The organism is Niastella sp. (assembly GCF_045805085.1).
Classification (GTDB): Bacteria; Bacteroidota; Bacteroidia; order Chitinophagales; family Chitinophagaceae; genus Niastella.
In genome coordinates this window covers 17383-43363 of record NZ_JBJMLX010000545.1, presented here as the reverse complement: position 1 = coordinate 43363, position 25981 = coordinate 17383, and the positions used below count along the sequence as shown (strand labels likewise).

The 25981-nt window shown below is 43.8% G+C and carries 23 protein-coding genes; 3 read left to right on the top strand and 20 right to left on the bottom strand.

The window, feature by feature from the left end; all coding sequences use genetic code 11:
- The 3 genes from ACJ751_RS28445 to ACJ751_RS28435 form a co-directional block, all read right to left on the bottom strand.
- A partial coding sequence (locus ACJ751_RS28445) for a hypothetical protein (protein WP_407748931.1) occupies nt 1-350 on the bottom strand: 350 nt, incomplete at its 3' end.
- A 1232-nt stretch (nt 351-1582) separates the two neighbouring features.
- Nucleotides 1583-2083: a hypothetical protein gene (locus ACJ751_RS28440; RefSeq protein WP_407748930.1), complete on the bottom strand. Its 501-nt coding sequence runs from the start codon at nt 2081-2083 to the stop codon at nt 1583-1585.
- A gap of 23 nt (nt 2084-2106) precedes the next feature.
- A complete protein-coding gene (locus ACJ751_RS28435; protein WP_407748929.1) occupies nt 2107-3201 on the bottom strand; it encodes a hypothetical protein in 1095 nt (364 codons plus the stop codon).
- Nucleotides 3202-3329: 128 nt separating this feature from the next.
- Between ACJ751_RS28435 and ACJ751_RS28430 the strand changes: the two genes are divergently transcribed.
- Entirely contained in the window at nt 3330-4205 is an 876-nt protein-coding gene (locus ACJ751_RS28430; RefSeq protein WP_407748928.1) for a helix-turn-helix domain-containing protein, read from the top strand.
- A gap of 49 nt (nt 4206-4254) precedes the next feature.
- Here the strand turns inward: ACJ751_RS28430 and ACJ751_RS28425 are convergent, their stop codons facing one another.
- From ACJ751_RS28425 to ACJ751_RS28345, 17 genes are all read right to left on the bottom strand, one after another.
- Nucleotides 4255-4659 carry a nuclear transport factor 2 family protein gene (locus ACJ751_RS28425; RefSeq protein ID WP_407748927.1) on the bottom strand — a complete coding sequence of 135 codons (405 nt, stop codon included), beginning with the start codon at nt 4657-4659 and terminating at the stop codon, nt 4255-4257.
- A 19-nt stretch (nt 4660-4678) separates the two neighbouring features.
- A complete protein-coding gene (locus tag ACJ751_RS28420) occupies nt 4679-5635 on the bottom strand; it encodes an ornithine cyclodeaminase family protein (protein ID WP_407748926.1) in 957 nt (318 codons plus the stop codon).
- 38 nt (nt 5636-5673) lie between these two features.
- Entirely contained in the window at nt 5674-8091 is a 2418-nt protein-coding gene (locus tag ACJ751_RS28415) for a TonB-dependent receptor domain-containing protein (protein WP_407748925.1), read from the bottom strand.
- A 34-nt stretch (nt 8092-8125) separates the two neighbouring features.
- Nucleotides 8126-9364 (bottom strand): glycosyltransferase, encoded by a 1239-nt coding sequence (locus ACJ751_RS28410; protein ID WP_407748924.1) that lies wholly within the window; start codon nt 9362-9364, stop codon nt 8126-8128.
- 14 nt (nt 9365-9378) lie between these two features.
- Nucleotides 9379-10110 (bottom strand): 4'-phosphopantetheinyl transferase family protein, encoded by a 732-nt coding sequence (locus ACJ751_RS28405; RefSeq protein ID WP_407748923.1) that lies wholly within the window; start codon nt 10108-10110, stop codon nt 9379-9381.
- Nucleotides 10111-10146: 36 nt separating this feature from the next.
- Nucleotides 10147-10953 carry a methyltransferase domain-containing protein gene (locus tag ACJ751_RS28400; protein WP_407748922.1) on the bottom strand — a complete coding sequence of 269 codons (807 nt, stop codon included), beginning with the start codon at nt 10951-10953 and terminating at the stop codon, nt 10147-10149.
- 8 nt (nt 10954-10961) lie between these two features.
- Entirely contained in the window at nt 10962-12497 is a 1536-nt protein-coding gene (locus ACJ751_RS28395) for an AMP-binding protein (protein ID WP_407748921.1), read from the bottom strand.
- A gap of 6 nt (nt 12498-12503) precedes the next feature.
- A complete protein-coding gene (locus ACJ751_RS28390; RefSeq protein WP_407748920.1) occupies nt 12504-13457 on the bottom strand; it encodes a 3-oxoacyl-[acyl-carrier-protein] synthase III C-terminal domain-containing protein in 954 nt (317 codons plus the stop codon).
- 17 nt (nt 13458-13474) lie between these two features.
- Nucleotides 13475-14626 carry a DUF6421 family protein gene (locus ACJ751_RS28385; protein ID WP_407748919.1) on the bottom strand — a complete coding sequence of 384 codons (1152 nt, stop codon included), beginning with the start codon at nt 14624-14626 and terminating at the stop codon, nt 13475-13477.
- Between the two features lie 13 nt (nt 14627-14639).
- Nucleotides 14640-15323, bottom strand: coding sequence for an RraA family protein (locus ACJ751_RS28380; RefSeq protein WP_407748918.1), 684 nt, complete (start codon nt 15321-15323; stop codon nt 14640-14642).
- Entirely contained in the window at nt 15304-16410 is a 1107-nt protein-coding gene (locus tag ACJ751_RS28375; protein WP_407748917.1) for a cytochrome P450, read from the bottom strand. Before ACJ751_RS28375 ends, ACJ751_RS28380 begins: the two co-directional genes overlap by 20 nt.
- A 30-nt stretch (nt 16411-16440) precedes the next feature.
- A complete protein-coding gene (locus ACJ751_RS28370) occupies nt 16441-16692 on the bottom strand; it encodes a hypothetical protein (protein ID WP_407748916.1) in 252 nt (83 codons plus the stop codon).
- 3 nt (nt 16693-16695) lie between these two features.
- A complete protein-coding gene (locus tag ACJ751_RS28365) occupies nt 16696-18045 on the bottom strand; it encodes an MATE family efflux transporter (protein WP_407748915.1) in 1350 nt (449 codons plus the stop codon).
- 394 nt (nt 18046-18439) lie between these two features.
- On the bottom strand, nt 18440-18685 hold the full coding sequence (locus ACJ751_RS28360) for a WGxxGxxG family protein (RefSeq protein ID WP_407748914.1): 246 nt from the start codon (nt 18683-18685) through the stop codon (nt 18440-18442).
- A 291-nt stretch (nt 18686-18976) separates the two neighbouring features.
- Entirely contained in the window at nt 18977-20284 is a 1308-nt protein-coding gene (locus ACJ751_RS28355) for an MFS transporter (protein WP_407748913.1), read from the bottom strand.
- A gap of 96 nt (nt 20285-20380) precedes the next feature.
- Entirely contained in the window at nt 20381-21358 is a 978-nt protein-coding gene (locus ACJ751_RS28350; RefSeq protein WP_407748912.1) for a prolyl oligopeptidase family serine peptidase, read from the bottom strand.
- Nucleotides 21359-21611: 253 nt separating this feature from the next.
- Complete coding sequence (locus ACJ751_RS28345) at nt 21612-21794, bottom strand: hypothetical protein (RefSeq protein ID WP_407748911.1); 183 nt, start codon at nt 21792-21794, stop codon at nt 21612-21614.
- Nucleotides 21795-21983: 189 nt separating this feature from the next.
- Here ACJ751_RS28345 and ACJ751_RS28340 point away from each other — a divergent pair, with 189 nt between their 5' ends.
- Nucleotides 21984-25331 carry a VCBS repeat-containing protein gene (locus tag ACJ751_RS28340; protein WP_407748910.1) on the top strand — a complete coding sequence of 1116 codons (3348 nt, stop codon included), beginning with the start codon at nt 21984-21986 and terminating at the stop codon, nt 25329-25331.
- Nucleotides 25332-25351: 20 nt separating this feature from the next.
- Complete coding sequence (locus ACJ751_RS28335; RefSeq protein WP_407748909.1) at nt 25352-25957, top strand: RNA polymerase sigma factor; 606 nt, start codon at nt 25352-25354, stop codon at nt 25955-25957.
- Nucleotides 25958-25981: the final 24 nt, after the last annotated feature.

Sequence of the window (25981 nt, the reverse complement as noted above, 5' to 3'; positions counted from 1 at the left end):
GGATGGTGCGGATCGTCATTCAACAGGGTCAGGTTATGCGGATCAGGTACTGTTTTCCCAAGGAAATCATCTTCGTCTATAGCCGCAGGTAAATAGGTGTATAAAGAAGAAGCCCAGGTACCCCCGGAAACTGATGAAATAAAAAAGACGTCCTTGAGGACATCCAGGTACTTCAATCCACGTAATTGACCCATCGCGGCCGACAGGGCACGCGAGCCGCCGCCCGAAAAACATACGCCGACAAAATTTGCACTGGAGGATGCGCGAAAAGACCGTTCCTGCGATGCCAGATCCGTCATTGGCATCGGATAAAGTTCAGCAATAAAATTAGCTTTTACCCGGTCGGTCATACGCTGTTCTTACACTTAATTAAACCGGAGCGAATTGATATAATTCTTTATAAGTGGTGAATTATTATCTTCCAGTGCGTATTTATGCAATTTGCCCAATTGTTAGACACGCTGCTCCATTGTTAAGATAGGTTGGTCTAAAGTTAGTTATAGATGAGTCATAGTAAGTTATTAATGCGGCATAATACATTAGATGTGTGGTAAAGTCAGGAAGTTACCCAATTATTTGAAGTATCAAAATGTTTTTGGGGAGCAAAGAACCTGGAATTGTAGAAATGAATTATTTTTTGACAACTCCTGCTTATTGCGTGACAACATTAGCACATTGAATGACACAATTGGCTTATTATGTCACGTCTTTGCATCATTGGATGACACAATGAGCACCTGGCCAGGTCAAAATGGATCAGGCGATACCCAAATCGTATCCTGTCTTAACGAAAATGAGCCCGGTCCGGATCAAAATTAGTTATGTCTTATCGAAAATTGATTGGTCAGACCTCGAAAGTAATTTATGGAAGCTGTCATTTGATTTATGGAAGCCTTCATACAACTTATTGTAGCCTTCAACTAACTTATGGAGGCTAACAACTGATTTATTGAAGCTATCAACTGATTTATTGCATGAAATAATGAGCACCTTGCCTCTTGAATATGAAGTGTCCGCCGCTAAACTTGTTTATTGGGGCTGCCATCTGAATTATTGACACTTAAAAATAGAATATGGCGCCGGCCATATTGATTATTGAAGGTGGAAAATGAATTATGGAACCTTAAAACTGAAAAATGATCGCTTTCGCAAAATTGGAGAAGGTTCTTATCCGATAGATGGAGATTGCCAGTCTATCGGGTGAGGTCAATACATGCATCAGAGAACCATCATATTGATTTGACGCCCTACCTCTTTGCGGTGTAAAGCCAGCAAATTGAAATGGGAGACGTGCATTGTGCAACATCGCCCCATAAAAATGAATAGCAGCTTAATCAACTTGAATAGTGGACCTCTCCAAATTGAATGATGAAGTCACAAATTGATTGTAGACTCCAGGTTAGGGTCCAGGCATCTCAGGCAATCAAAAGCAGAGAAAATATCTTTTCGGCACCCCCTACTTTTCAAGCTGATCCAGTATACTGCCTGAAACATAATTTCATCTTAAAAGTGTCTGCTAAAAAATTATTTCTGACTCTCTAAACCTTTAAAGTCCGTAAAGCCAATTCCATTATAACTTTACTCAGCAACCGCCTTTGCGAGGGGCACGTTTATAAATTATTTTACTATCTCGTTCTACATAGTCGCCAGATATCATTGGACATGAACCCTTGGGAGCGTACAATACATTAAATACACTTCGGCTGCTTATCATTATTTTGTCGTTCACTTTCAGGTTATGCAATTGCTGAAATTCATTAGATTTTTCCGTCCCAAAACCAAGAATATAATCGTAACCATTAATCCTGACCTTTACTCCGAAACCTGATCGTGAGCCTGGCGGATAAAGAGAGGTTACAACAGCCTCCATTGTCATTTCACCAGCAGACAGTGCCATTTGGGTTGATTTTTTAGAAGTTTCATTTTTGATTTCGTGATTAGCAAATACTAGTCCGCTTACCACAACCAGCGGTAAGATGAGCGCATAAATAACTTTTTTCATATATTTTGTAGGTTTAATTAACATAGATATATCTCCTGATGATGCAGCAATCAAAATGTTTCCGTTTCTATCTTGCTTCATTTATCTTTTACTATCGGGCAGGTTTAACAATGATTCTCCATCTGTATGGCATAAATCACGTTGCCGGAAACAGATAATTTAAACATCTTCCCTTTTACAGAAGGAAGTACCAGCTTCCATGTTTTTCCCTTGTCTGATGTCCTGTAAATACCGTCAGAATGACCACAAAAGAAGTTTTCACCCACCTGGATAATTGAAGTTTTGTACTCTGGCGCCGGAAGGGCAGCTTCTTTAGGATGCCAAACTGAGTCAGCGCCTTGTGCCGGATTGCCGGCATTAATGGGCCGCCAGGGTGAGTCAATAATAATTTGCGCCTGAAGGCCGGCATCAATGGGCTGCCAGGTTTTTCCGCCGTCGTAGGATGTTCGTACTCTCCTGGTCCTGGCCGCTGTACTGTAATTAATGGCAGCGAATCCACCTTTGATGCATGCTACATCGATGCCCACGCCGCCCTCACTGACCACCAACTCCCAGTTTTCACCTTTATCGGTCGATCTAATTATCCCTCTATTGGAAGTGGCCACCATAACACCATCCGACTCTGCCAATTTCCCTAACAGGCCCCATGCATTGACCCGTTTCCATGTTTTTCCATTGTTTGTGGATCTAAAAAGGCCCTCGTCGGTGCCGATGAAAAGGATGCCTCCGGCAGTTTCTAAAACAGTGCGTACTTTCTTCTCCTGCAAATCTGTGAATATCGGCGACCATGCATTTGTTCCGTTTAGTTTTTGTAAAATGGGGCTATAGTAATTGTATGCAAATATCCCGGACTTACCAGGGGCAATGTTGCTATGTTTGTCAGGAAAAATATCTTTGGTCCAAAAAGGAGCCGTGGAATTTGTGTTGCTGTGATATATCCAGTTTCCATCGGTTAAATAGAGCCCATTATCATCTGCGTAAAAAACATTTCTGCCCATACCGTAGTCATCCTGCACAGGTTCGGGCAGCCCATTGCTTATGTCCTGCCATGTTTGTCCGCCATCAGCAGATCTAAACACGATATTTGCACTTCTGGTGGTATCTCTTTTTTGATTTTGCTGACTATCAACTTGTATCGGCTGATTACAAGCTAAGAGGTATTGAAAAAGAAGCAAAAAAGCAAGGTTATGCATATTCATGGCAATAAATGATTCGTTGAAACAATAAAGTAAAGATATCCGGCATCAATTACCGGGAAGGTTTTTAGCAGTAAAAAGTTGTAAAAGATGCGTAAAACGTTTGTAAAACCAACTAAAACCGGGGGCTAATGGTGTATTTTGCAGGCATGAAGCCATATATTCTATTCGGGTCTTCCATCATAATAATTTTTATTTTAATTTCTGCTGTAGCTTCTATCAATAAAAAAGATGAAATTCCTGAGAAGCATTTAGAAGTTGTATTACGTGAAGTAGGACATCAGCTTTTACTTACAGCTAAAGATTCTACATCCAGAGTGCTGCCGGTTAAGCAATTAAATGAAAATACATACCAGATCTCCTTTCAAAATGACTTTGGGTTTATTTCGGATACACTCATCAATTTAGTTCAACGAACATTTCAAAAAAACGGCCTGGCAAACAATTATATAGTGAGTTTAAAGAATTGTAAACCAAAGCAAACTGTCTTTGCATTCGAAATAAATCGCCAGGCAGGCAATTTAACACCTTGCGGGAGGCGTAAGCTGGAGGTTGGTTGTTATGCTATTGAAATTGAATTCTTGAAGAAAACTACATTTAATTACTTTTTGTTGTTGCTATTAATTATTCCTTTGAGTGTTGTTGGATTTTATGTAAAAAATAAATTCCGGAAAGAAGATGAGAAAGCATCAATCCCCGATAATAATGATTACCTGCAATTAGGAAGCTTTAGATTCTACGCAGATAATAATATGCTGAAAACTGAGGATAAAAGTATTACGCTTTCGGAAAAAGAAACAAAAGCACTAAAAATATTTGCAGAAAATATAAATCAGGTCGTAGAAAGGGAAAAACTGATGAAAGAGATTTGGGAAGATAAAGGCTTAGTAGTCATCAGTAGAAATGTGGATGTATTGGTATCTAAATTACGTAAGAAATTAATCGACGATAACTCCATTAAATTTATTAACGTACATGGCAGGGGTTACAAATTTATTATTGAGTAGATCCCAGTTAAAAATCAAGTAAAGTGTAAATTAATACACAATTGATCTGTTAACTTGGATAATTCCTGGAGAAAAACGCATCAACCACATGCTGGTCCTGCGGAAAATTGTGTACCTCCACGATGCGGTCGCCATCGAACCTCCACAGCAGGCACGACATATTGTGCAGGTTATCTTCGCCTGGCAGGTTGCTCCAGTTCGTATGGCAATCGATCACATAAGTATCATTCAGGCCCATTACGATGGGCGCTGCTTTGAAGGCGCACTTTTCCAATTGACGAAAATAAGCCAGCACTTCATCGATGCCTTTTTTGGTGCCGCTCAACGGATGTTTGCCGGGAATATGCCATTCTATATTTTCATCGAGGATCGAACGAAGCTTGTCCATATCATTATTGGCATAAGCTTCAAAAAAACGGTGGATCAGAATAAGATTTGGATGCGTTGCTTCCATAACGTAAGGTGGATGTTGGTTATATAATTTCAAACTGCATTTTATTAAGAACCACAGAACAGGCAGCAAGGTCCTGAACGCCCAGCCCCACCAGTTTTACCAGGGTAATGGTACCTGGCCCGGATAGCCGCTCATTGTTCCGGAAGGCCACGCCAAGTTCGGTTGTCTTCTGCTGAAGATATGGATTTTTTGCCAGTGCGCCTGCATACTCTCCACAGTTTGTATTCAACTCCAAAGAATCTACATAAATATGATCTGCCATAGTAAAGCAATCTTCGTCGATCTCTTTTTTAAATGCATCGTCGGCTCCAATGGCAGTAACATGCTGTCCTTTTCTTAACCATGATCCTTTTATAATAGGTTCTTTGGCCGATGTGGTGGTTATGATCATATCCGATGCCCGTACGGCAGATTCTGCCTGTTCGCCACAAAAGATCTGTATACCTGGCATATCCCTTTCCATCTTTTCTTTCAATTGCGCGGCATGACCGTTATTTCTACCATATATAATTATTTTCGACAACTTTCTCAGCTTACTTAGCGCCATGCATTGAAAATAAGCCTGCTTACCCGTACCTATTACCGTTAACGTATCGGCGGCCGGATGGCTAAAGAAATCTGTTGCAACAGCTCCTGCAGCGGCAGTACGCAAATCGGTCAATAGTCTTTTATCTCTAAGAATAGCCGTTGGTTCCCCCGTAAGCGCATTGAATAAAAAGATCGCTCCATTGGTAGCAGGTATACCGTTTTGCAGGTTTCCGGGGAACATGGTAGCAACTTTCACAGAAAAATAGTCATAACCGTTTATGGCTGCCATTTTTATATGCGCATCACCACCATTGGAAAAATGGAAAAGTTCTATAGGCGCCGCAATCAGCTTTTCGGAGGAATAATCAATGAATGACTGTTTAACAGGCTCAAATAGATCTTCTACCGAAATAACCTGATTGATTTCATCAAAACCCAGATTGATCATACAAATTAGTTATGTCTTTACAATAATAAAATTCCGTTTTAGTTTACCCGGCTCTTCTCATCTTCGGCTCCTGTCCCGCGGTTCCTTCTCTCTTTCACTTTTTGATTGCCAAAAGGCAGCGAATAGGTAAGCCTGATTGCCCGATATAGCAAATCGGCATTGATGGTATTATATAAATTCTTTTGCACGTCTTCAGCCACAAAATGAAATTGCATGGTATTGAAAATGTTCGACACCGATAATCCAACCGTACCTTTTGCACCCCATTGTTTTCGCACGCCTGCATCCATGCTGCCATATGGCTTCTGAACCAATATGCCGACGATGTCGCCCGTTCTAAGAAATCCCGACACCTCTACCGCCCAGTTGTTTCCCAAAACGGCACGCTGTACACCATTAAAGCTCCAGATGGATTTATTTCTTTTTACGGCACTGCCTTCATACACCAGGTCGGCCTGCTGCCTTATGAAACTGACAGTATAATTACCCGAGAGCCAGTTGAGGTAGTTTACAGGAATAGTCAGCAACGCATTGAATGTTTTAAGCCGGGGAATATTTTCAGATGAATAAAACAGTTTATTGGTAGCTGAATCGATACGCGGCTGGTACATCTGGATGGAATTTTTTTCGGTAGTGTAGGAAACCGACAGAAAATATTTCCTGAACTGCACGTCTGTTTTTACAGTACCGGAAAAAGTGGGTTGCAGGGCTGGGTTCCCCGTCAAAAATGTGTTGGGGTCCTGGTAATACGTAAAAGGCGCCAGATCATTAAAGGTCGGGCGGGTAATTCGCCTGTTATATGAGGCACTCCAAGTCATATCATTGCTGAGCTTATAAGAAACCAGTGCATTGGGAAACAGATTGCCATAATGCCTGCTTACAATATCTTTTTGCCAGGGGCTTGAAAGATTTGAGTTTGTATATTCATACCGCATTCCCAACCGCACGTTCATGCGATTGATGGGGTTTGCATTCAATGATACATAGAAGGCGGAATAATCTTCGCGCAGGGCATGGACTGTCGAAAGGGCGCTGTCTTTTTCCCTTAGATTCTGCCCCAGGCGGTAAAATCCTACATTATTATCGAAACGCAAAACGGTTGTTTTTGCTCCTACGCTCAATTCTGTAACGGAATCGAGATGTCTTGAAACATCCACCGCTGCCACTTTAAAATTTATAGGTGTTTCCTTGGTGGTTTCTATCCGTTCCTGGTACAGCAGGTTACCGGCGCTGTTGTAATACGCATTCGTGTAGTTAACCGGGTCGCTGTTTTTATAATAAACGTAATCTGCATTGAAAGTAATGATCGTCTTCGTATCAGGCATGTGCTGAATATTGAAATTTGCGCTGTAATTCTTCCAATGATTCAATTCTCCGTTATCGATAGATATCATGGTGTCTACATTTCCTTTTGAACTAAGGGAGGCAGTATTGACCGCCCGTAACCGGAATTTATTGTCGTAACCCGACATAAGTATGCCGGCGGTTGTTTTGCGGCCCAGATCAATATCGAACCCTATACGCCCATTGATAGTAGGTATCCTTGTCTTGCGGTCGGTGATGGAATAACTTTCCTTTATTATGCCTTCGTCGGATACTCTTCGATAAAATGTGGTGTAAGGTTTATTGCGTGTGTACGAGTAGGCAACATCGCCAAATAAGTTGATGTGGCTGGCACGGTAATTAAAATTACCCGAACCAGCACCCAGCAAGCCTTTTCCATACCCACCCGTCAGCGAAAAAGAACCGTTCAAACCATCAGCCGGATTTTTTTTAAGTACAATATTGATAAACCCGGCGTTACCTTCAGCATCAAAACCTGCCGGCGGACTGGTGATGAACTCTATCTTCTGAATATTACCCGAGCCGAGGCCCTGCAGCATTTTCACCACATCACCAGCTGGCATATAATTGGGCCTTCCGTTGATCATTATTACAACGCCTTTTTTCCCATTCATCGAAATAGTACCTTCCTGGTAATTTACTGTAACACCTGGGCTGGTGGCAATCATATCCAGTGCGGTACCACCTGTTGAAGCAATGCTATTGGCAACGTCGAGCAGCATACGATCGGGTTGCATGGTAATCTGGTTTCTTCGCCCCGAAACGGTTACAGATTGAAGATGGGTAGTCTGCTTATCGAGATAAATAGTATCGGTTACATTTTCCGTGGAACCGGCCTTTAATCCCAGGGCCGGGCTTGTGTAAGTCAGATATCCTTCAGAAGTGGTTTTCAATATGTACAGCCCGGGTTTAAGATTGCTGAAAATAAACAAACCATTGCTATCGGATGCAGTGCCTGCTGCCAGCGAAGAATCTCCCGATCGCAGCAAATGCAGCGTAGCGCCTTCTATGGGTCTGCTATTCCGGTCTGCTATAACTCCTTTCAATATGGCCTGCGCCATAAGATTATTGACCAGTAACAGGAAACAAATTACAGTAAGAAGTTTACGCATATTCTCATGTTTACTTTTGGATACCCCGTTTAAATTATTCAGCAAACCGGATCATGGCATCGATAATATTTTTCTCATTACCGGCATAGCGTTGAAATACAGATTGCATATGGTGCATTGATCCCATGATCTTTTTATTGCCATGCACCAGGTCGATCCTTTTCAATATATCGGCGGGCTGGTCGTTTTCTATATCTCCCAGTACGCCCAGGTGGTGATAGATCACCCTGTCGGCTATTCCTAACTGGTCGCTGTTTTTTGCTGTTACCCAGGGATAAATGACCATTGGAACGCCAAAGTGAATGGCTTCCTTTACAGATCCGGCGCCCCCTTGGGTAATGAACACCGCCGCCTTTTTTAACAGATGTAGCTGCGGGGCGTATGCGCAAATATGTATATTGGAAGGTAACCCGCTCAGGTCGATTTCGTTGATAACATTACCTACCGACATAACCAATGTCATACCGGGCCTTTGCGTAAACGCTGCAATCATGCGATCATAAAACGATCTGCTGTTCTTATACAAATTGGTCATGGAGCCCAGTGAACAATAAATGAGCGGGCTATCGGGCAAAACCGGGAACGAGCCATTGACTTCGGGCCGGGTTGTATCGATGAACGGACCTGCAAACCAGGTATTTTTATTTTTTCTTCTCGGGAAGTCGAATTCCAGCGGATACAAAATGATCTCGGGCACATGCAGGATCCTGAAATATCCTATCCGGTTCTGCCGGCTTATATATTTTCCCGAGGGATCGAGCCCCGCTTTTATCACCAGTTCATCATAATATGATTTCAGGTCGCCCGATTGCAACAGCTCCCTTGCGCGCCGGTTCTCTTTTCTCCAGGAAAATACATTGGTAATGTAGGTAAACAGGTTCCTTTTCTGCATGATACGATACCCTTCGGTAAGTAAAAATGGCGCCCTGTCGCAGCATGGCCAGGTTTGGATCATAATAAATCTTTGCCGGCATCCCTGCAGCAGAAGGCCCCAACTCCAGAAACTTACTTCTACCAGGAATAATGCCGCGTGGTATTTTGAAACCAGGAAGGAAACCAGATCCTCCACCTTCATCACTTTTGCGTTTTCATCGCGTACAGCCGAATTCTGAAATAAGAAACCATGTTGTACAATATGCTGTTCGCATTTTACGGTAGATACATACACTACTTTATATCCACGTTCCTGAAAGTATAAGCCGATTTTATAGGTAGGCAAAAGATGGCTCACAAAAGGAGCCATCACAAACAGAACTGTTTTGTTCCTTTGCATGTTGCAGTAATCGTTTAATGTTCATTTTTTAACGTTGTATGTACCGCACTTTCGGGATTGAATAGCTTTATTTCGATATCGCTATGGCGCGGTAAAGCAAGGGTAATGATATGATCATTGGCTATAAATCCTATAAACCGGTATTGAAGAAAGTGCGCGTATTCGCCGGTGTAAAAATTATCGTATTGTTCCCAGTTGGTGGTTTTGAAGAACCTCATATCTACGGTTATTCCGCACCCCAGTACTTTCGAAAGCGCTTCCCTGGCGCTCCAGGCATGCATAGCCGATAACCCCATCTTCTCAAGCGCCTGCAATTCGTCGGCTTCCATTGTGCGCAACAGGCTCGGAGGGTATTGCGTCTGTTCTATATCCAGGGCCAGCGGATGCTCTGCATCAAAAACGAGTGAACCCGCCAACTCCTTTTTATGGGCAATGGAAATACGTAAATTGTGACCGCAACCGGTATCGCACAATACAGGTTGACCAAATACGCTGTTTGCCACTTCAATCTCATGCCACCCCTTCTCTACATAAAACCTGCGCACCAGGTCTTTGGTGAGCAGCCTGGAAAGAAAAAATTCAGACTGCCTGGCGCCATTGTACATATCGTACTGCCACTGCTCGCGCGCGCTCAAAATATCGGCAGGATATATACAGGGCAGTGAATGGCCGCTAAGGCTCAGATAAGCGGTATAGCCCGACGTTTGCCGCCGGAATATCAATTTATAAATGACTGTATTCTCCATAATAATTAAAATGCCCCGGGTTACAAACTATAACTGTTATTTATTCATCGCATGAACTGCTTTCAATACAAGTTTCATACTGCGTGCATCCGATACGCTCCATTGACGGTATTCCGTCAGCGCAAGTAATCGCTCTTCTTCGGTTATATAGGAATCATCTACCATTTGCTTTCCTCTTGTCTCTGCTACTACTGCCCATATATCGATATGAGTAGCAAATCCTTCCTCTTCTTTTTGCAAATATTCCGATTGATCGTGCTGTTCTGTCAACTGCAACCCGTTTTCTTCCATCATGGCACCCACATGTTGCCCTATTTGATTGTCCATCCCTGCATCGGCACGCCATTGCAGAAAAGCCTGGTAAAAATGCTGCATGCTGGCAGGAGGTTCGGGCTCCCAGTTTATAGCGGTATGGTCATAGTCGAGTACACACAAAATACCATTTGGCTTGAGCAGGCTTTTCATGCTGGCTACCACAACCTGTGGATTTGCAATCCACTGGAGCGTGCGGGCTGTAGTAATTACGTCGAAATGAAGGTTGGTGCTGAAATCGAGTATGTCGGCACAATAAAATGACAGGTTCTCTATAGCAGCAAATTGTGTTTTAGCCTGGTTGATCAGGTTCTCACTGCGATCTACCCCGATAACCAAGCCTTCAGCGCCTACGTACCCGGTGATACCGTGGGTGATTGCTCCACTGCCACAACCTACATCCAATACCGTTTGTCCGGGCTTCAATACCTGTATCAGATTTGCATTCGATTTAGTGATCGTTCTTGTGTCTAATACGGAATTGGTGCCCGCTGGCATAGCTGCTCTTTTTTTTGAAATGGAATCGCTCATATATACGTTCATTTATTGTAAGAAACAGGAGCCTTTAATTGCTCCAGCAATTTTTTCCGATCGGTTTTGCCGTTTACATTTACAGGCAGGGGTTCAGCAGTGATCACAATTTTTGCCGGCACCATGTAAGCCGGCAATTTAGAACGGCAATAACTTCTTATCGATTCTTCTGCAATTGCCTGGCCAGGACCGGCATACAGAAAAAGGATAATCCTGGGATTGTCATCTCTATGCTGGTATACGGCCACCGAGTCGACCACTCCTGTGTATTCCTGCACCACCTGTTCTATCTCGTCAAGCTCTACCCTGTTTCCGTTGATCTTGATCTGTGAATCTTTTCTTCCATGAAAATAATAGTTTCCATCAGCAGCGCGAGACATAAGATCACCGGTTTTGTATACCCGGTTTGTGTTGGAACCAGTGAACATATCTTTGGTCAATTTCTCGCGGCTTAAGGCTTCATTATTCCAATAGCCATTGAACAAAGCGCCATTGCTGACCCAAAGTTCTCCTGGCACATCAACGGCCGTAATGAGTTCGTCATTATCATCGACGAGGTAGAAAATATTGCCCGGATAACCTTTTCCGATCGACACTTGTGTATCGGGACTTGTAATAACGGGTATATCGTAAAATGAAAAGGCGATACATTCAGTTGGTCCGAAGCAATTGATAATTCTAAGCCCCGGTAGCTTTTGCTGCAACACCATGATATTCTGAACCGGGAATTTATCGCCGGCATATAGAATGGCTTTCAGTTCGGTCAGTTGAGTAATTCTGTCTGCCGCAGAGCCAATGATCATGGTCCATACCGTAGGTACCGAATGAAACTGGGTGACGCGCAAACGAATCAGTTCATCGATCAGTTTCTTTGGCGTGTAAGCCAGCGCCTGGGATAATACTGAGAAACAAGCTTTCGATCCCCAGGCCAGGCCCAGGTCAAGAAGAGACAGATCGAATTGTAAAGGAGCGATGGTCCCTATATTGTCGCTGGTACTGACCCTGCAATGGCTGAGCATGCCGTTAAAGAAACAAAGCACCCCTTTATGTGTCATGGGTATGCCTTTGGGGTTGCCCGTAGTGCCAGATGTGGAAATGATGTAAAGAGTATCATTTTCGGTGACCTGGGAATGGTCGTGCATTTTTGCCTCCCGTAAAGGGGCCGTGCGCACTATCCCCTTCGTTACATTACAAAACGGAATGGCATCGTTCAGCAGATTGTTTGGATTATCATCTTCTGTTAATACGGCTACCGGCTCATATACCTCGATGATCTTTTGTATTCTGTTAGCAGGTTCATAGGGGCTAACGGGAATATAAATTACACCCAGGCGGGAACAGGCCAGTTGCATACAAATAGCAGACAAGCCGTTTTCCATCAATATCATCACCCGTTCGCTCTTTGTGATGATCGCATTGCGCAGGCCTTGTTCAAAAACAGTTACCTGTTCAATGATCTCTTTATAAGTGTATTCGTTTTGTTTAACTTTTAAGATCACCTTGTCATCGGTATAGTCCGACAATAAATATTCATGAAAAAGCATAGTCGTTCAATTATTAATTGCTGTGATTAAAGCGCTTCCCCACATAAAAGGTCCGGTGGAAAGCAGCAGGAGCTGCTGCGACTCTTGCAGGGCGCCGTTCATTTCCAGGAAATCGCAAAGATTGATGCACAGATCCGAGGCGCATACATGTCCATATCTTGCTGTGTTGTTGGTAAACGCTTTGCTTTCGGGAATTTGTATGAGCCTGCAGTAGCTCCTGCAAATATTATGACTGTAATTATGGGTAAAAACGCGCGTAATGGTTTTGCGGCTTTCTTCCCTTTCTGCAAACGTCTTTGCGGTTACTTCCCTTATGCCCTGCCCTACCGATTTGGTATAGTGGAGGAAATCCTTATCAGGATCAAGCATGCCGGCAGCGGCATGGGCAACCTGGTGTATCGATTGCAGTTCATATCCCGAATAGTTGTTTACAGATAGCAGGCAGGCACATGCCCCATCGCTGCCTACAGCAATATCGGGTGGGGCTAACCTGGTAGAAGATCCGGAAATGACATCGGAAGTAACTACCAGTACATGTTTGTAATCTCCCGACCTTATTCCCTGGTATCCCTTATGAATGGCAGTGAGAAAATTACCACAAAACGAAAAAGACGAAACAAGCGGAAAAGCATTGACCAGGCCATTGTCAAGTAAAAACCGGCACAACTGCAGATGCGAAATATTATCAACGGCTCCCAGGGAGCCGGTAGACAAAATGAATGCATCTATCTCCTTAGGATCGATGCTCACTTTTCGAAATAATTTTTCCATGCATTTTGCAGCCAGCTCAAATATGGAAAGGTCGCTGGTACGAAACCTGGAAAAACCAGCCTCTTTGAATTTTTGGATCTGCGCTTCGTTCCCCCTTAGGGAACGAAGCCTTTCAATGCCATATTCATGTTCTCCTACCTCATAGGAAAAACCTCCTATATATACATTATCTGTTTTGTCTGCGTTCATAAGGTTTTTATAACAGGTTATCCTTTATAGAGGGCAGTTAGGAATTTATTTCGGTTTGAAGCATTTTTTCCACTATAACGTTCTGCAAATTCTCCCAGCCTTTGTTTTTCGGGAATGCTTTCTATTTCTGTAGCCTGCTTTGTTCTGGCTGATTTTATTTCATTTTCTATTCTCGCTATTTCATCGATATAAGTCATCAGTATTGTACGAAGGTTGCTTCTTTCAAGCCACAACCTGAATGCTGAATCGACCCGGATAGCCTGATTCTGCTCCAGGAAATTGAAAAGGATCAAAGAGCTCCTGGTATCGTAATTCTCAACGGGATCTGAATGGGTGGCATATCGCAATAACCGTTCGAACAGGATCAATTCAGCATAGAAATACGCATCGTAATAACCATTACGGGCGCTTTCCATACATTCAAGCACAGCCAGCACATCTACCCGGGATTCTTCAATAGCCGAGTTATTTTTGGTGCTTTTTATTTTCAGGTTTTCAGCAAGTGGTAAATCGCCGGTTGAATGAAAATATTCATGCAGGTAATGCCAGGTAGCAAACGACTTCAGTAATTCGCCTTTCGATAACCTTTTCAGCCGCCAGAAGGCCTTGTCAGAAATGTATTGTTCCAGTACCGGCCTGCCATACTCTTCAAAACGCCGTACAAACACATTTAAGAAATAAAATACGCTAAACCGGTCGGTAAAAGGACGCAAAGCCCTGAAGTTTTCCGGGAACAACGCCACACAGGTCGGGTATTGATCGAAACCTTCTGTACAACTTTCGATGTTGATACTTGTGGCCATCGACAATTTGAATTTTTCCAGGAAATGTGCATCAGGCATTTCTATATTGTACACAAAGGCGTCAAGCGATAAATGTGTATTATAAGGCGCTTTGAAAAACGAAATAACAATAGGCTCTCTTTTTCCGAAAACAAAGTCTCTGGTATCGGAAAAATCCAACGGGGCATTCACCGATCTTTTGCAATCGTTCAGGAATATTTCAACCGTCCTGAATTGCAAAAAAGGATGCAATGCGTTTTCGAGTATGTTCAGGTCTTGTGTTGAAAGCGTATTATCAGCAGCACCGGTAATAGCCGATCGTACCGAGGCTACAGCAGCTACCAGCTCATAATAATCCGGGTCGAGTGTTTTAATCAGATTTTCCATTTAAATCAGGTTTTTAAAAATCAAGGGTAATTTTTCCTGCACCTTTTAAATAGTTCTCCATGTTCATTTGGTCAGAGATCCTTTCTCCCGATTGTATACGTTGGATGCAGCAGCCTTCTTTTTTGTTTTTGAATTCAGCCGCTTTTATGATCAATCGCAACGCCTCCTGCCTGATAAGTATCAGGCCGTTCTCATCTCCAATCAACCAATCCCCCTTTCTGAACCTGTTGTGGTCGATCAGCAGTTCTTCGGGGAAGGGTTTGATTGCTGATCCCAGCTTTGCCGGTTTGATAGAAATCCCTTTTGCCCAAACCGGTACGCCAAGCCGGCGAATCGCCTCCACATCCCGCACATGACCAAATACCACGATCCCTTTGAGTTTTTGCAGCCGGGCGCTTTCAGCAATGATATCTCCCAGCAACGCATCATAATGATAGGTGTCATCTGTTTCGCACAGGTCGTTGATCACCAGTACATGGTTTTCGGGAATCGCATGCAGTGCATGTATTACCGGTAATATGTGTCCTCTTGTTTCAACCAGGAAACAGGGGCCGGTAAGTTTAAGGGCCGGCGTGTAGTTTATCAGCTTGCTTTCGATGATCGTGGCATTGCCATAACTTCGATCCCACAACAGCGTTGTAGACAATGGTTCAAGATGGGAAAAATAATATTGGTCGTCAAAAATCAGATTTTGCATGTTCAACAGGAATTAATCTAAGGTTTGAAAATGTTTTGATCGAATGGCCGGACATTGGGTCGTCGATATGCGCATTCACTGTATACAGGTGCAGGTGGCGAAGAAATTGCTTCAGAAAAAGGATCAGTTCCGACTGTGCCAGTTGAATACCCAAACAGGCATGTTTACCTTTACCGAAACTAAAATTTCCCGCCGGCTTTTTCCCTTCATCCTTATTGGCGCTGGCCATTACAATGGTCACCGTATCGTTTTTTTTCAAAGGTTTATTTTTGTAAACGAAGGGAGATCGCACAAACCGTACTGTTGAATGCAAAGGCGGAAAATCACGAAGCGTTTGATCTACAAATTCCCGGATCCATTTTTCATTGTTACTGTTTTCCAATGCATGGCCACTGTTCGAATACAAATTAACCATCAAAGAATTGAAGCTGGCGATGGTGGTGGCCATACCTGCAGTAAGCACCATGGTTAATGTGCTCAGCAGATCGTCGCGGTTCTCAAATGCAGACAGGTCCAGGCGGGCAAGCATTCCTGAGGGATTTACCGAGATCCGTCCATCCATACATTGTTCCAGCAGGTCATAAATATCGAGCCTGCATTTGTTGGCAATCTCCAAAGAGTTCAGCGGGTTGTCGATATACCTGATCAATGTATACAACCTTTCAAAAGTAAACGTCTCCCACGATGCATCGATGCCATATATCGCCAGGATGGCCAAAACGGGGATCCTGTTAGAGATGCTTTTCTCTACATCTATCTCTTTCTGCCCGTCACCAAGAGCCTCGGACAATACCTGGCTTATGATGCGGTTTAAAAAATATTCTTCGTAATGCTTTACCGCTTTTACCGAGAAGTAGGAACCGATGATCTTTTTAGTTGCGGTAAATTTTTCATCGTCGCTGTCGAGCATAGTTTTTCCAAAAACCTGACGGGTTGACCGGAAAGGGTAATCGACAGTCATGTTTTCCGAGCGGAAGAAAAAATCTGCATCTTCCTTTGTGCTGGCAAAGTAACAACGCTGTTTTTGAGAATAGGTAAGATTATTCTCACTTCTTAGTTCTTCATACTCCTTCCATACTTTATCCATACAGTCAAATTTAATATGAGTATTTCCGTTTTATTTTTGAACCAGCGTACGGTACATGGCATCTACCGTATGGAAGTTGCTTATAAAATTGCTTTCCACGCTTATTTCTTTGCCCAGCAGATCTTCCAGGAATAAGATCAGTTCCATGATCCTGAAAGAATCAACCAGGCCTGCATCCCAAAGATTGGTGTTATAATCGATAGCGGTCAGTTGCGACTCTTCATTGGTAACATCATTCAGGAGAAACTTTTCTACGTGTTCTTTAAAAACTGATTTTTCCATTGCTTATATTTTTATTGGTTGAATTGTATTGACTATTTTGTTTTTTCGTATAAACCTGGTAGAGAGCGTAATTGCTGAAAGTCCCAGCCCGGTCAGCAACCCGATCCAAATGCCGGCGGCGCCTGCCCCCAGGCGGAATGCAAGCAGGTATCCCAATGGCAGCCCAATGACCCAATACGCAATGCTGATTATTTTTGTGGGCGCCTTAATATCGCGCACACCGCGTAAAATACTGGTTGATACAATTTGTACAGAGCTGATGACCTGAAAGATCGCTGCAAACACAAAAAGCATAGCAGCCAGGGAGATAACATGTGCGTCATTGTTAAAAAGCGCGGGTATCAGGGCACTGCCCAGGAAGAAGAACAAGGCACATAACAGTCCATATACCAGGGCCATTGCCAGGGCGCCTTTCCCGATCAGCCAGATCTCACCCGCATCGCTTTTTCCCCAGGCCGTGCTGATGCGTATGGAACTACCCTGGGCAAAACCAAAGGCCCCCATGAACGCAAAAGTGGCGCAGCCCATTACAATTTGATGGGCAGCCAATTGAACAGGCCCAAGCATGCCCATAAGGATACCCGACAATGCAAAGGCAAACACTTCTACACCTGCCTGAATGCTGGCAGGTATACCAATTTGTAGCAGGCGGCGTATAGCTGCGGCGCTCCATTGAAGCTGGTTTCTATGAGCAGAAAAGTAATGCCTGAATTCGCTGTGGAATAACAACACCAGGGCAAATACTAAAAAAAGAACCCAACGCGTAATGAGCGTACCATAAGCAGCGCCCACCAAACCCATCGCCCCAAAACCCCAGTGCCCGTATATCAGCAGCCAGTTAATAAAGATATTCATGGGCAAAGCCAAAACAGATAAGCACATGGCAGCCTTTGTTTTCTGTAAACCATCGGCAAATTGTTTCAACGTAAGAAACAGGAGCATTGGCAATAACGACCAACAAAGCACATGCAAATACCTGGCTGCCAGGATTGCCACCATTGCATCCTGATTCAAATGAAAAAGGATATTCCGGCCCAGGTCTAAACCTCCGGCAATCAGGAGCGCCGCCAGTAAGCAAAGCGTAAACCCATTAAAGAAGTAGTGTGAAACTTTGGCATGATCGGCCTGTCCATTGGCCGCTGAAACCATTTGAGCAACAGAAGATGTTATGCCAACACCCAAAACAAAAGGAATATTAATGACGCTATTGACAAGTGAGGCTGCAGCCAGTTCTCTATAACCGATTTGGCCTACCATCAATGTATCAATAAGGTGAAGCGAGAACTGAATAAGCTCGCCAATTATAATTGGCAGCGAAACAGATAAGGTTTTTTTAGCTTGCAAATCGAACATATAACGAATATGCGCATTACAAATATGAAATTAATTAATGCTGAAGGTTGTAACAGTGTAGACGTAAGTGTCAATCGGTTGTATACATATTACCTTTATTTGGTAAAATGCATACCAGTAGCCAGTTTCAAAGGGATGGTGTTAGCGGAAAACCTATACATAGTGTGCCTGTTAGGTTTATATAGTGAAGTAACGGTAATGTTTTTATATAAACAAATAAGGTTGTAATAAATTGGTAACTGTGACTTTTTTCGCCAAAAGCGTGCAGATTTAGGCGATAAGTGTGCAGGCATCAGCTAAAAAATACTTCCCGTGCCAACACTAAACTTTTGGCAGGCTTATATTCCTTTATAACCACCTTATAATTTGTAAAAACCGTAAAGCAATGGCGATACTATGGATTCCTGGGTGTTGTTGTAGTTGTTGTCCTGGTTCTGTTGTAATCATCCTTTTTTCGAAATCCAAGCAATCCAAGTAAGCCAAGCAAGCCTAAAAGTCCCCATTTGCCTGAATCATCCTTGTCAGTTCGATCAACGGTCCGGTAAGTTCCAGTGGTGTCATTTTGCGCCATCAGCGGGGAGGCAGCAGTCAGGCTACTGCATAAAATTACCGCAACAAAGGTTTTGCTAAGCTTTCTCATTTTATATTTTTTATGTGTGCAAACATTCCGCCCTGCAACATGCAGGACCGGATGCATTCACCGGGGCCGGCTTGACTAGATGTTTTCTATAAAAACTTTTGGGTATGTATGAGTGGTGACTTTTCAGACTATAGAGCAGGTACTTCAATTACTTAAATTAGCGTGCCACCCTGTAAGCTATATCCAGATAAAAGTATAGTTCTCTATTGAAATGATGTATCATGATTCAGCCTTTTAGCATTTACCCCTGCCGCCATGAGTACCAATATCCACATATAGACGCCACATTTTTTATGGCATGGAGACCATTTCTTTATCAATTTGAGAAGTCTGTTTCGTATCTCTTACAACTGCATATACTATAAGCGAGATGAAAATACATCCCGTAACATACCAGTAAAACAGCGACTCATGGCCGGTTTTCTTGAAGTATAACGCAAGGTATTCAGCCGTACCGCCAAAGACCGCAACGGTAAGTGCGTAAGGCAATCCTACCCCCAGCGCCCTTACTTCAGCAGGAAACAATTCTGCCTTAACAACGGCATTGATGGAAGTATATCCGCAGACGATGATCAGCGCCGCTAATATCAGGAAAAACGCACCCCACTCAGTAGTCGTTTTACTGATCGCCGTAAGAATAGGCACGGTGAATAAAGTGCCCAATATACCAAAGCCCAGCAGCAGCGGTTTACGGCCTACCCTATCACTCAGCATTCCGAACAACGGTTGCATACACGCGTAGATCAGCATTAGCCAGAAAGTTAGTTGTGTAGAACGTTCCTTGCTGAGATGTACCGTATTTACCAGGAATTTCTGCATATAGGTAGTATAGGTATAAAAAGCCAATGTTCCACCCATGGTAAGACCTACCACAGTAAGCAACGCACGCGGATGTTCCTTTAATAACGTGATAACAGATCCACGTTTTGCATCCTTTTTCTTCACCACAATGGTCTCCTGCATATGCTGACGGATGATAAGCGCAAACAATGAAAGTACCGCACCAATTACAAATGGGATCCGCCAGCCCCAGTCGTGTAATTGTTCTGAAGTCAGGAATACCTTTTGCAGCAACATTTGTACACCCAGTGCTATAAGCTGACCGCCTATAAGGGTAACGTACTGAAAGCTGGAATAGAAACCACGTTTTCCCGCCGTAGAGATCTCGCTTAGGTAAGTCGCGGAAGTACCATATTCTCCGCCCACGCTAAGACCTTGTATCAACCGGGCCGTCAGCAGGATAATGGGAGAAAGAACACCAGCAGTAGCAAAGGAAGGTGCCAGCGCGATCATAAGACTGCCTGCTGACATCAGCAGAACAGATAGCGTCATAGCTATTTTACGTCCGGCGCGGTCTGCAATACTGCCCAATAACCAGCCGCCGACGGGGCGCATCAGAAAGCCTACCGCAAAGATGGCTGCTGTATCCAGCAACTGAGCGGTGGAGTTACCTTTGGGAAAGAATACGGGTGCGAAGTATAAAGCAAAGGCGGCATAAGCGTACCAGTCGTACCATTCAACCAGGTTACCAACGGATCCTGTAAAGATCGCTTTCAGCCGTTTTGCCGTATCGTGTTTTTCAATATTTGTGGTGTTCATATTTTGTATTGGGTAGCCTTCTGTAATTGCTAAGAAACTACTTTGCATTTGAAAGATCAGCCAAAGTAATCAAATCCAATACAACCAGGATCCGATTTATTGAATTTTCCGGTATGTTATTCTTTTATTTTCATAAACAATGAAACCAGTCACTTTTCCTGCTGCGCCTGTTGCAAAACGAATATCCACCGGTTCATGCTTATCTATAAAAAACACAGTCTCAGAAGCAGGCAGCAAGGTGAATGTTTTGTTCTGATGCAAAGCAAGCAGCATATTTTCCTTTACCTGTAGCACAACGGTATCTTTATCCAAACCCACATAGGTTCCGGAATATTTCTTAAATATTTTGGAATTAATAGTGGTTGACTGAGCATATTCGAATTTCTTCTGCATTAACAGCCATTCATATAAACTTTCATTATTGTACGTGGAAGTCCAGCTATCATGTTCAGCTTCCGGGTATATTGTAAGTTTTGCAGAGGGGTTATAAGCCTGGAGTGCACTTATCATTTTTTGACTAAAAGCAAGGGGAACATTTTTATCCTTTGCTCCATGAAAACACCAAACAGGCGTATTTCGAAGTTTCCAGATATCAGTAGTATCTCCCCCGCCGCAAATGGGAACTATCGCTGCAAATTCTTCGGGGTGTTCAATGCCAAGGCTCCATGTGCCAAATCCACCCATGCTGAGCCCGGTTAAATATATCCTGTCAGGATCGACCCGGTATTTCTGCTTACAATTTTGCAAAAGGGCATACAAATCGGCAGTTGACCAACCCTTTTCCTGGGGAGTGGCTTGTGGAGAAACTACGATGAAAGGAAATTTCTTTCCCTGTGCAATGAGTTTGGGAGGGCCGTGTGTTTTAACCTTTTCCAGATCATCGCCCCTTTCCCCGCTTCCATGCAGAAAAAGCAGTAAGGGCCATTTTTTTAAAGTATCCTGTAAGTAACCGTCAGGAAGGTACAACAGGTAATTTACAGGCCTTATATATTGCTCATGCGTTTGCTGCGCCTCAGCATGCAGGCTTACCAGTGCCAAATAACAAATCACAAATTTCAGTAATTCTTTATTCATCATGTTTTTTTTACTTCTAATTTTTGCTTTGCTACTCCTGTTTGACGCTTTAGTGGTTCTACCGGTTACAATCATGATAAAGAAATACGCGTCCCCCGGTCGGATATGTGATTAGTGTTGAAATGTTGCTTTTTGTTACAGTCAGCGCCAGCCATTTATGATGTGATCAGTCATTCTTTTTAAAGTAAAAGGCCGCCAGATCTCTCCGTACGGCCTTTTCGTTTGTATATGTTGTTTATTATTTGAATTCCCTTTATTTATTCTCAATGCTGCCGGCTGTTCCGTGAGCGCCATTGCCATTGGCTGCATTTTTCCGGACCTGTTCCAGTAATTGCAATCCCAGCAGACCGCTGATCGGTCCGTTGGTGGCGTCCCCTCCTCCCCCGATCAGGATATCGGGCATGATCTTGATCTGTTGAGCGCCTATTGCCTCCATGACAAAGTTTTCACCCAAATGCCCCCCTTCAACGAAATCGTTTTCGTAAATAAAAAACAATTACTTAATATGTGGGCGCATTAAAAATGCGCAACTTCAGTGATCGGCAAAATAATGCACGACCAAACCATACACACAAAAACCTGCCTGTAAGATTTTTAAACCGGTTACATTGTTATAATTAACTGCATGAGGCCTAAAAAGATCTGGTTTTCGCTACAGATGCTGTATTTGCTTGCACTTTCCTGCAAACAGGAACCCAATACTTTATTTACCGAAGTAGCCACCTCCCACTCCCACATCGATTTCACCAACGCCATTAAGGAAGATAAAGACTACAATGTGCTTACCTATGAGTATATCTATAATGGGGCTGGTGTAGCGGTTGGCGACCTCAACAACGACGGATTGCCTGAGGTGATGCTTACCGGTAACATGACACCTAATAGACTCTATTTGAATAAAGGCAACCTGCAGTTTGAAGATATTACCGAAAAAGCCGGTATCCAGGGCCGGCCTAAATGGAAAACCGGCGTTGTTATGGCCGATGTAAATGGCGACGGCCTGCTCGACATATATGTTTGCTACTCAGGCCCCGGTACCGACGACCAAAGGGCCAATGAATTATACATCAATACCGGTGTACAAAACGGCATCCCTGTTTTTAAAGAACAGGCCAAACAATACGGTATAGATGCGCCCGGCACCTATACCACCACCGCTTCGTTTTTCGATATGGACAATGACGGCGACCTCGACCTGTTTATGGTAAACCATGCCGACATGTTCTTTAACCCGTTCTTTAACTCAACCAAACTGCGCAGCACCCGCCACCCTAAATTTGGCAACCGGCTGTACAGGAACGACAATGGCGTATTTTCCGATATCAGCGAACAGGCCGGCATCGATGGCAGCGGTTTGAATTTTGGCCTGAGTGTGGCAGTGAGCGATATCAATAACGACGGATGGCCCGACATATACGTAACCAATGATTACGATGAACGCGACTTCCTGTACCTGAACAACCACAACGGCACCTTTCGCGAAGTGCTTACCAAAGCAGCCGGCCACCTGTCGGAATTTGCCATGGGTTCAGACATAGCCGACTTTAACAACGATAACCGGCCCGATATTATGGTGCTTGATATGTTGCCCGAAGACAACCACCGCCAGAAATTATTAAAAGGCCCCGATGCCTACGACCGGTACGCCATGCGCGTACAAAATGGCTACCATTATCAGCAAATGCGCAATACGTTACAACTGAACAATGGTACCGACAGCAGCGGCATTCCCATCTTCAGCGAAATAGCGCAAATGTCGGGTGTATCGAATACCGACTGGAGCTGGGCGCCCCTGTTTGCCGATTTTGATAACGATGGGTGGAAAGATCTTTTTATCTCCAACGGTATCTTTAAAGACATCAACGATCTCGACTTTGTAAAATTCACCTCGGGTTATTCGCAAAACCCAAATGTTGGTAAAATAAACGATAAAGAGGCCATGTGGCAGCTGATACAGCAAATGCCCTCTACCAAACTCAATAACTACCTCTTTAAAAATAATCAGAACCTGGGTTTCACCAATGTTACAGCCAGCTGGGGACTTACCAAAAAAACAGTAAGCAACGGGGCGGCCTATGCCGACCTCGATAACGATGGCGATCTGGACCTCGTTATAAACTCGTTGAACGATAAAGTGTCAGTATATGAAAATCACAGCCGCCAAACAAACGCAGGTCATTATATAAAACTCCGGTTAAAAGCATCGGCCAAAAATACCTATGGTGTAGGCGCTAAAGTGTTTATTCAAACAGCCCATACCAACCAGTTCCAGGAGCAATACCTGACACGCGGCTTTCAATCATCGGTTGACCCGGTCATGCACATTGGCCTGGGCGCCGATAGTATGATCGGATCATTAACTATTAAATGGCCGCAAGGCAAAACAACCCTTCTTCAACACATAAAGGCCGACACCACACTTGTAATCAATGAAGAGGCAACGGTGAACGTCCCGGACCCCGAAATGGAAGTTCCCGGTCCTTTGTTTCAGGATGTTACCCAGGCCTCCCGGTTAAATTACGTTCACAAACCAATGGGCTTTGTTGATTTTAAAATATTCCCCCTGCTGCCCTACCAGTTATCCAAATCGGGCCCTTCCTTAGCCAAAGCCGATGTTAACGGCGATGGGTTGGAAGATGTGTTCATTGGGTCATCAGTGGGCTCCGGCAGTGTATTATACCTGCAAACAAAAGCGGGCGCCTTTACACCCGCTGCCAGCCAACCCTGGAACAGCAATACCAACATCACCAATACCGATGCGGTGTTCTTTGATGCCGACAACGATAAAGACATGGACCTGTATGTCGTAAGCGGGGGCACCGAATACAACCCAGGTAATAAAAACTACCAGGACCGTTTTTTTGAAAACGACGGCCATGGCAACTTTGTATTACGCGAAGATGCCTTACCAGCTGAAACAATTAGCGGTTCCTGTGTTCGCGTATCGGATATCGATCACGATGGACGGCCCGACCTGTTCATCGGAAGTAAAATTTCACCGGGCAGCTTTCCGCAGGCCCCCGAAAGTTTTATGCTGAAAAATAAAAGCGCCAACGGGCATATTCAATTTGCAAAAGACGTACAGAAAGATCCCACGCTGGCTCATGCCGGCATGGTTACCGATGCGGCATGGGTTGACCTTAATAAAGACGGCTGGGATGACCTGGTTGCCGTTGGTGAATTTATGCCCATTACCGTTTTTGAAAATCACCAGGGCCAGCTGGTAAACGAAACAACTGCCTATGGTCTTGCCAATACCGAAGGCTGGTGGTGCCGCCTGCTGACCGGCGATTTCGATAATGACGGAAATACCGATCTGGTTATTGGCAACCTGGGTACCAACACCCAATTCAAAGCCTCGGTAAAAGAACCGGTAAGCATCGTGTATAAAGACTTTTTCAGTAATGGCAGTATCGATCCGGTGCTATGCTATTATAATGGCGGTAAACAATGGCCCTATTACTCACGCGATGAAATGGCCGAACAAATTCCAAGCATCAATAAAAAATTCCTGCATTACAATGACTATGCCGACGCACAATTGACCGATCTGTTTTCGAAAGATCAGTTGCAGGATGCACACACGGTTAATATCAGAACGCTTACCTCGGTATATGTAAAAAACAGGGGTAACAAAAAATTGATATTGCAGCCGCTGCCGCAATATGCACAAATGAGCGCCATAACAGGCATGGTGGCTACCGACATCGACGGTGACGGCAATAAGGATCTTATAGTCGCCGGTAATTTTTATCCGTTCAGGGTGCAGCTGGGCCCGCTCGACGCCAGTATTGGCCTGGTATTGAAAAACAACGGTAAAGGTGAATTCACCCCATTATTATATGAACAAACCGGTTTATGTATACGAGGGGATGTACGAAACCTGATAACCGTTCAGGGCGGCAACAACCATTTTATTATGGCAGCCAGGAACAACGGACAGTTACAAATATTGAAACAGACGCACTTGTAACCTGGTACACATGATCAACGATGAAAGCCAGCAATGAAATATTGCCCAACTTATCGGTCAAAGCACTTTTTGAAGCTATTGCTCAAAACGATGAGCAGGCCTTTAGAATGCTTTTTGACCTGTACAAAAGCCGCACCTATGCCGTGGCCTTTAAGCTAACCAGGCACACCTATGCTGCGGAAGAGATCACGCAGGATGTGTTCATCAGCATTTGGGTAAGCCGGGCGCAACTGGCCCAGGTAAAAGATGCCGAAGCCTATATTTACACCGTCATATATAATAAAGTAAGCAGGTATTTAAAAAAGGAATCCAACCAGGAACGCATCCTGCAGTTATCAACCTGGAATACCAAACCCTATAGCAACGAAACAGAGGAAACGGTTTTTGTGCACGACCAGCAAAAACTGCTGGGAGAAGCAGTACAGCAGTTATCACCGCAAAAAAAGCTGATGTATGAATTGCACGAGGTGCAGGGAAAAAGCTACGATGAAATTGCCAGAACGCTGGATCTTTCACCACATACCGTAAAAAGCCATGTATTGCAGGCTTTAAAATTTATTCGCAATTGCCTCAAAGACCGCGTGTTGTTCATTTTGACCGGGATAGCTTTTTTATTGATCGGATAATTTTTTTCATTTCCACTCATCCGT

Coding starts and splice junctions, on each gene's coding strand:
- ACJ751_RS28440 (WP_407748930.1), bottom strand. CDS start 2,083: ATGAAGCAAGATAGAAACGGAAACATTTTGATTGCTGCATCATCAGGA.
- ACJ751_RS28435 (WP_407748929.1), bottom strand. CDS start 3,201: ATGAATATGCATAACCTTGCTTTTTTGCTTCTTTTTCAATACCTCTTA.
- ACJ751_RS28430 (WP_407748928.1), top strand. CDS start 3,330: ATGGTGTATTTTGCAGGCATGAAGCCATATATTCTATTCGGGTCTTCC.
- ACJ751_RS28425 (WP_407748927.1), bottom strand. CDS start 4,659: ATGGAAGCAACGCATCCAAATCTTATTCTGATCCACCGTTTTTTTGAA.
- ACJ751_RS28420 (WP_407748926.1), bottom strand. CDS start 5,635: ATGATCAATCTGGGTTTTGATGAAATCAATCAGGTTATTTCGGTAGAA.
- ACJ751_RS28415 (WP_407748925.1), bottom strand. CDS start 8,091: ATGCGTAAACTTCTTACTGTAATTTGTTTCCTGTTACTGGTCAATAAT.
- ACJ751_RS28410 (WP_407748924.1), bottom strand. CDS start 9,364: ATGCAAAGGAACAAAACAGTTCTGTTTGTGATGGCTCCTTTTGTGAGC.
- ACJ751_RS28405 (WP_407748923.1), bottom strand. CDS start 10,110: ATGGAGAATACAGTCATTTATAAATTGATATTCCGGCGGCAAACGTCG.
- ACJ751_RS28400 (WP_407748922.1), bottom strand. CDS start 10,953: ATGAGCGATTCCATTTCAAAAAAAAGAGCAGCTATGCCAGCGGGCACC.
- ACJ751_RS28395 (WP_407748921.1), bottom strand. CDS start 12,497: ATGCTTTTTCATGAATATTTATTGTCGGACTATACCGATGACAAGGTG.
- ACJ751_RS28390 (WP_407748920.1), bottom strand. CDS start 13,457: ATGAACGCAGACAAAACAGATAATGTATATATAGGAGGTTTTTCCTAT.
- ACJ751_RS28385 (WP_407748919.1), bottom strand. CDS start 14,626: ATGGAAAATCTGATTAAAACACTCGACCCGGATTATTATGAGCTGGTA.
- ACJ751_RS28380 (WP_407748918.1), bottom strand. CDS start 15,323: ATGCAAAATCTGATTTTTGACGACCAATATTATTTTTCCCATCTTGAA.
- ACJ751_RS28375 (WP_407748917.1), bottom strand. CDS start 16,410: ATGGATAAAGTATGGAAGGAGTATGAAGAACTAAGAAGTGAGAATAAT.
- ACJ751_RS28370 (WP_407748916.1), bottom strand. CDS start 16,692: ATGGAAAAATCAGTTTTTAAAGAACACGTAGAAAAGTTTCTCCTGAAT.
- ACJ751_RS28365 (WP_407748915.1), bottom strand. CDS start 18,045: ATGTTCGATTTGCAAGCTAAAAAAACCTTATCTGTTTCGCTGCCAATT.
- ACJ751_RS28360 (WP_407748914.1), bottom strand. CDS start 18,685: ATGAGAAAGCTTAGCAAAACCTTTGTTGCGGTAATTTTATGCAGTAGC.
- ACJ751_RS28355 (WP_407748913.1), bottom strand. CDS start 20,284: ATGAACACCACAAATATTGAAAAACACGATACGGCAAAACGGCTGAAA.
- ACJ751_RS28350 (WP_407748912.1), bottom strand. CDS start 21,358: ATGAATAAAGAATTACTGAAATTTGTGATTTGTTATTTGGCACTGGTA.
- ACJ751_RS28345 (WP_407748911.1), bottom strand. CDS start 21,794: ATGGAGGCAATAGGCGCTCAACAGATCAAGATCATGCCCGATATCCTG.
- ACJ751_RS28340 (WP_407748910.1), top strand. CDS start 21,984: ATGAGGCCTAAAAAGATCTGGTTTTCGCTACAGATGCTGTATTTGCTT.
- ACJ751_RS28335 (WP_407748909.1), top strand. CDS start 25,352: ATGAAAGCCAGCAATGAAATATTGCCCAACTTATCGGTCAAAGCACTT.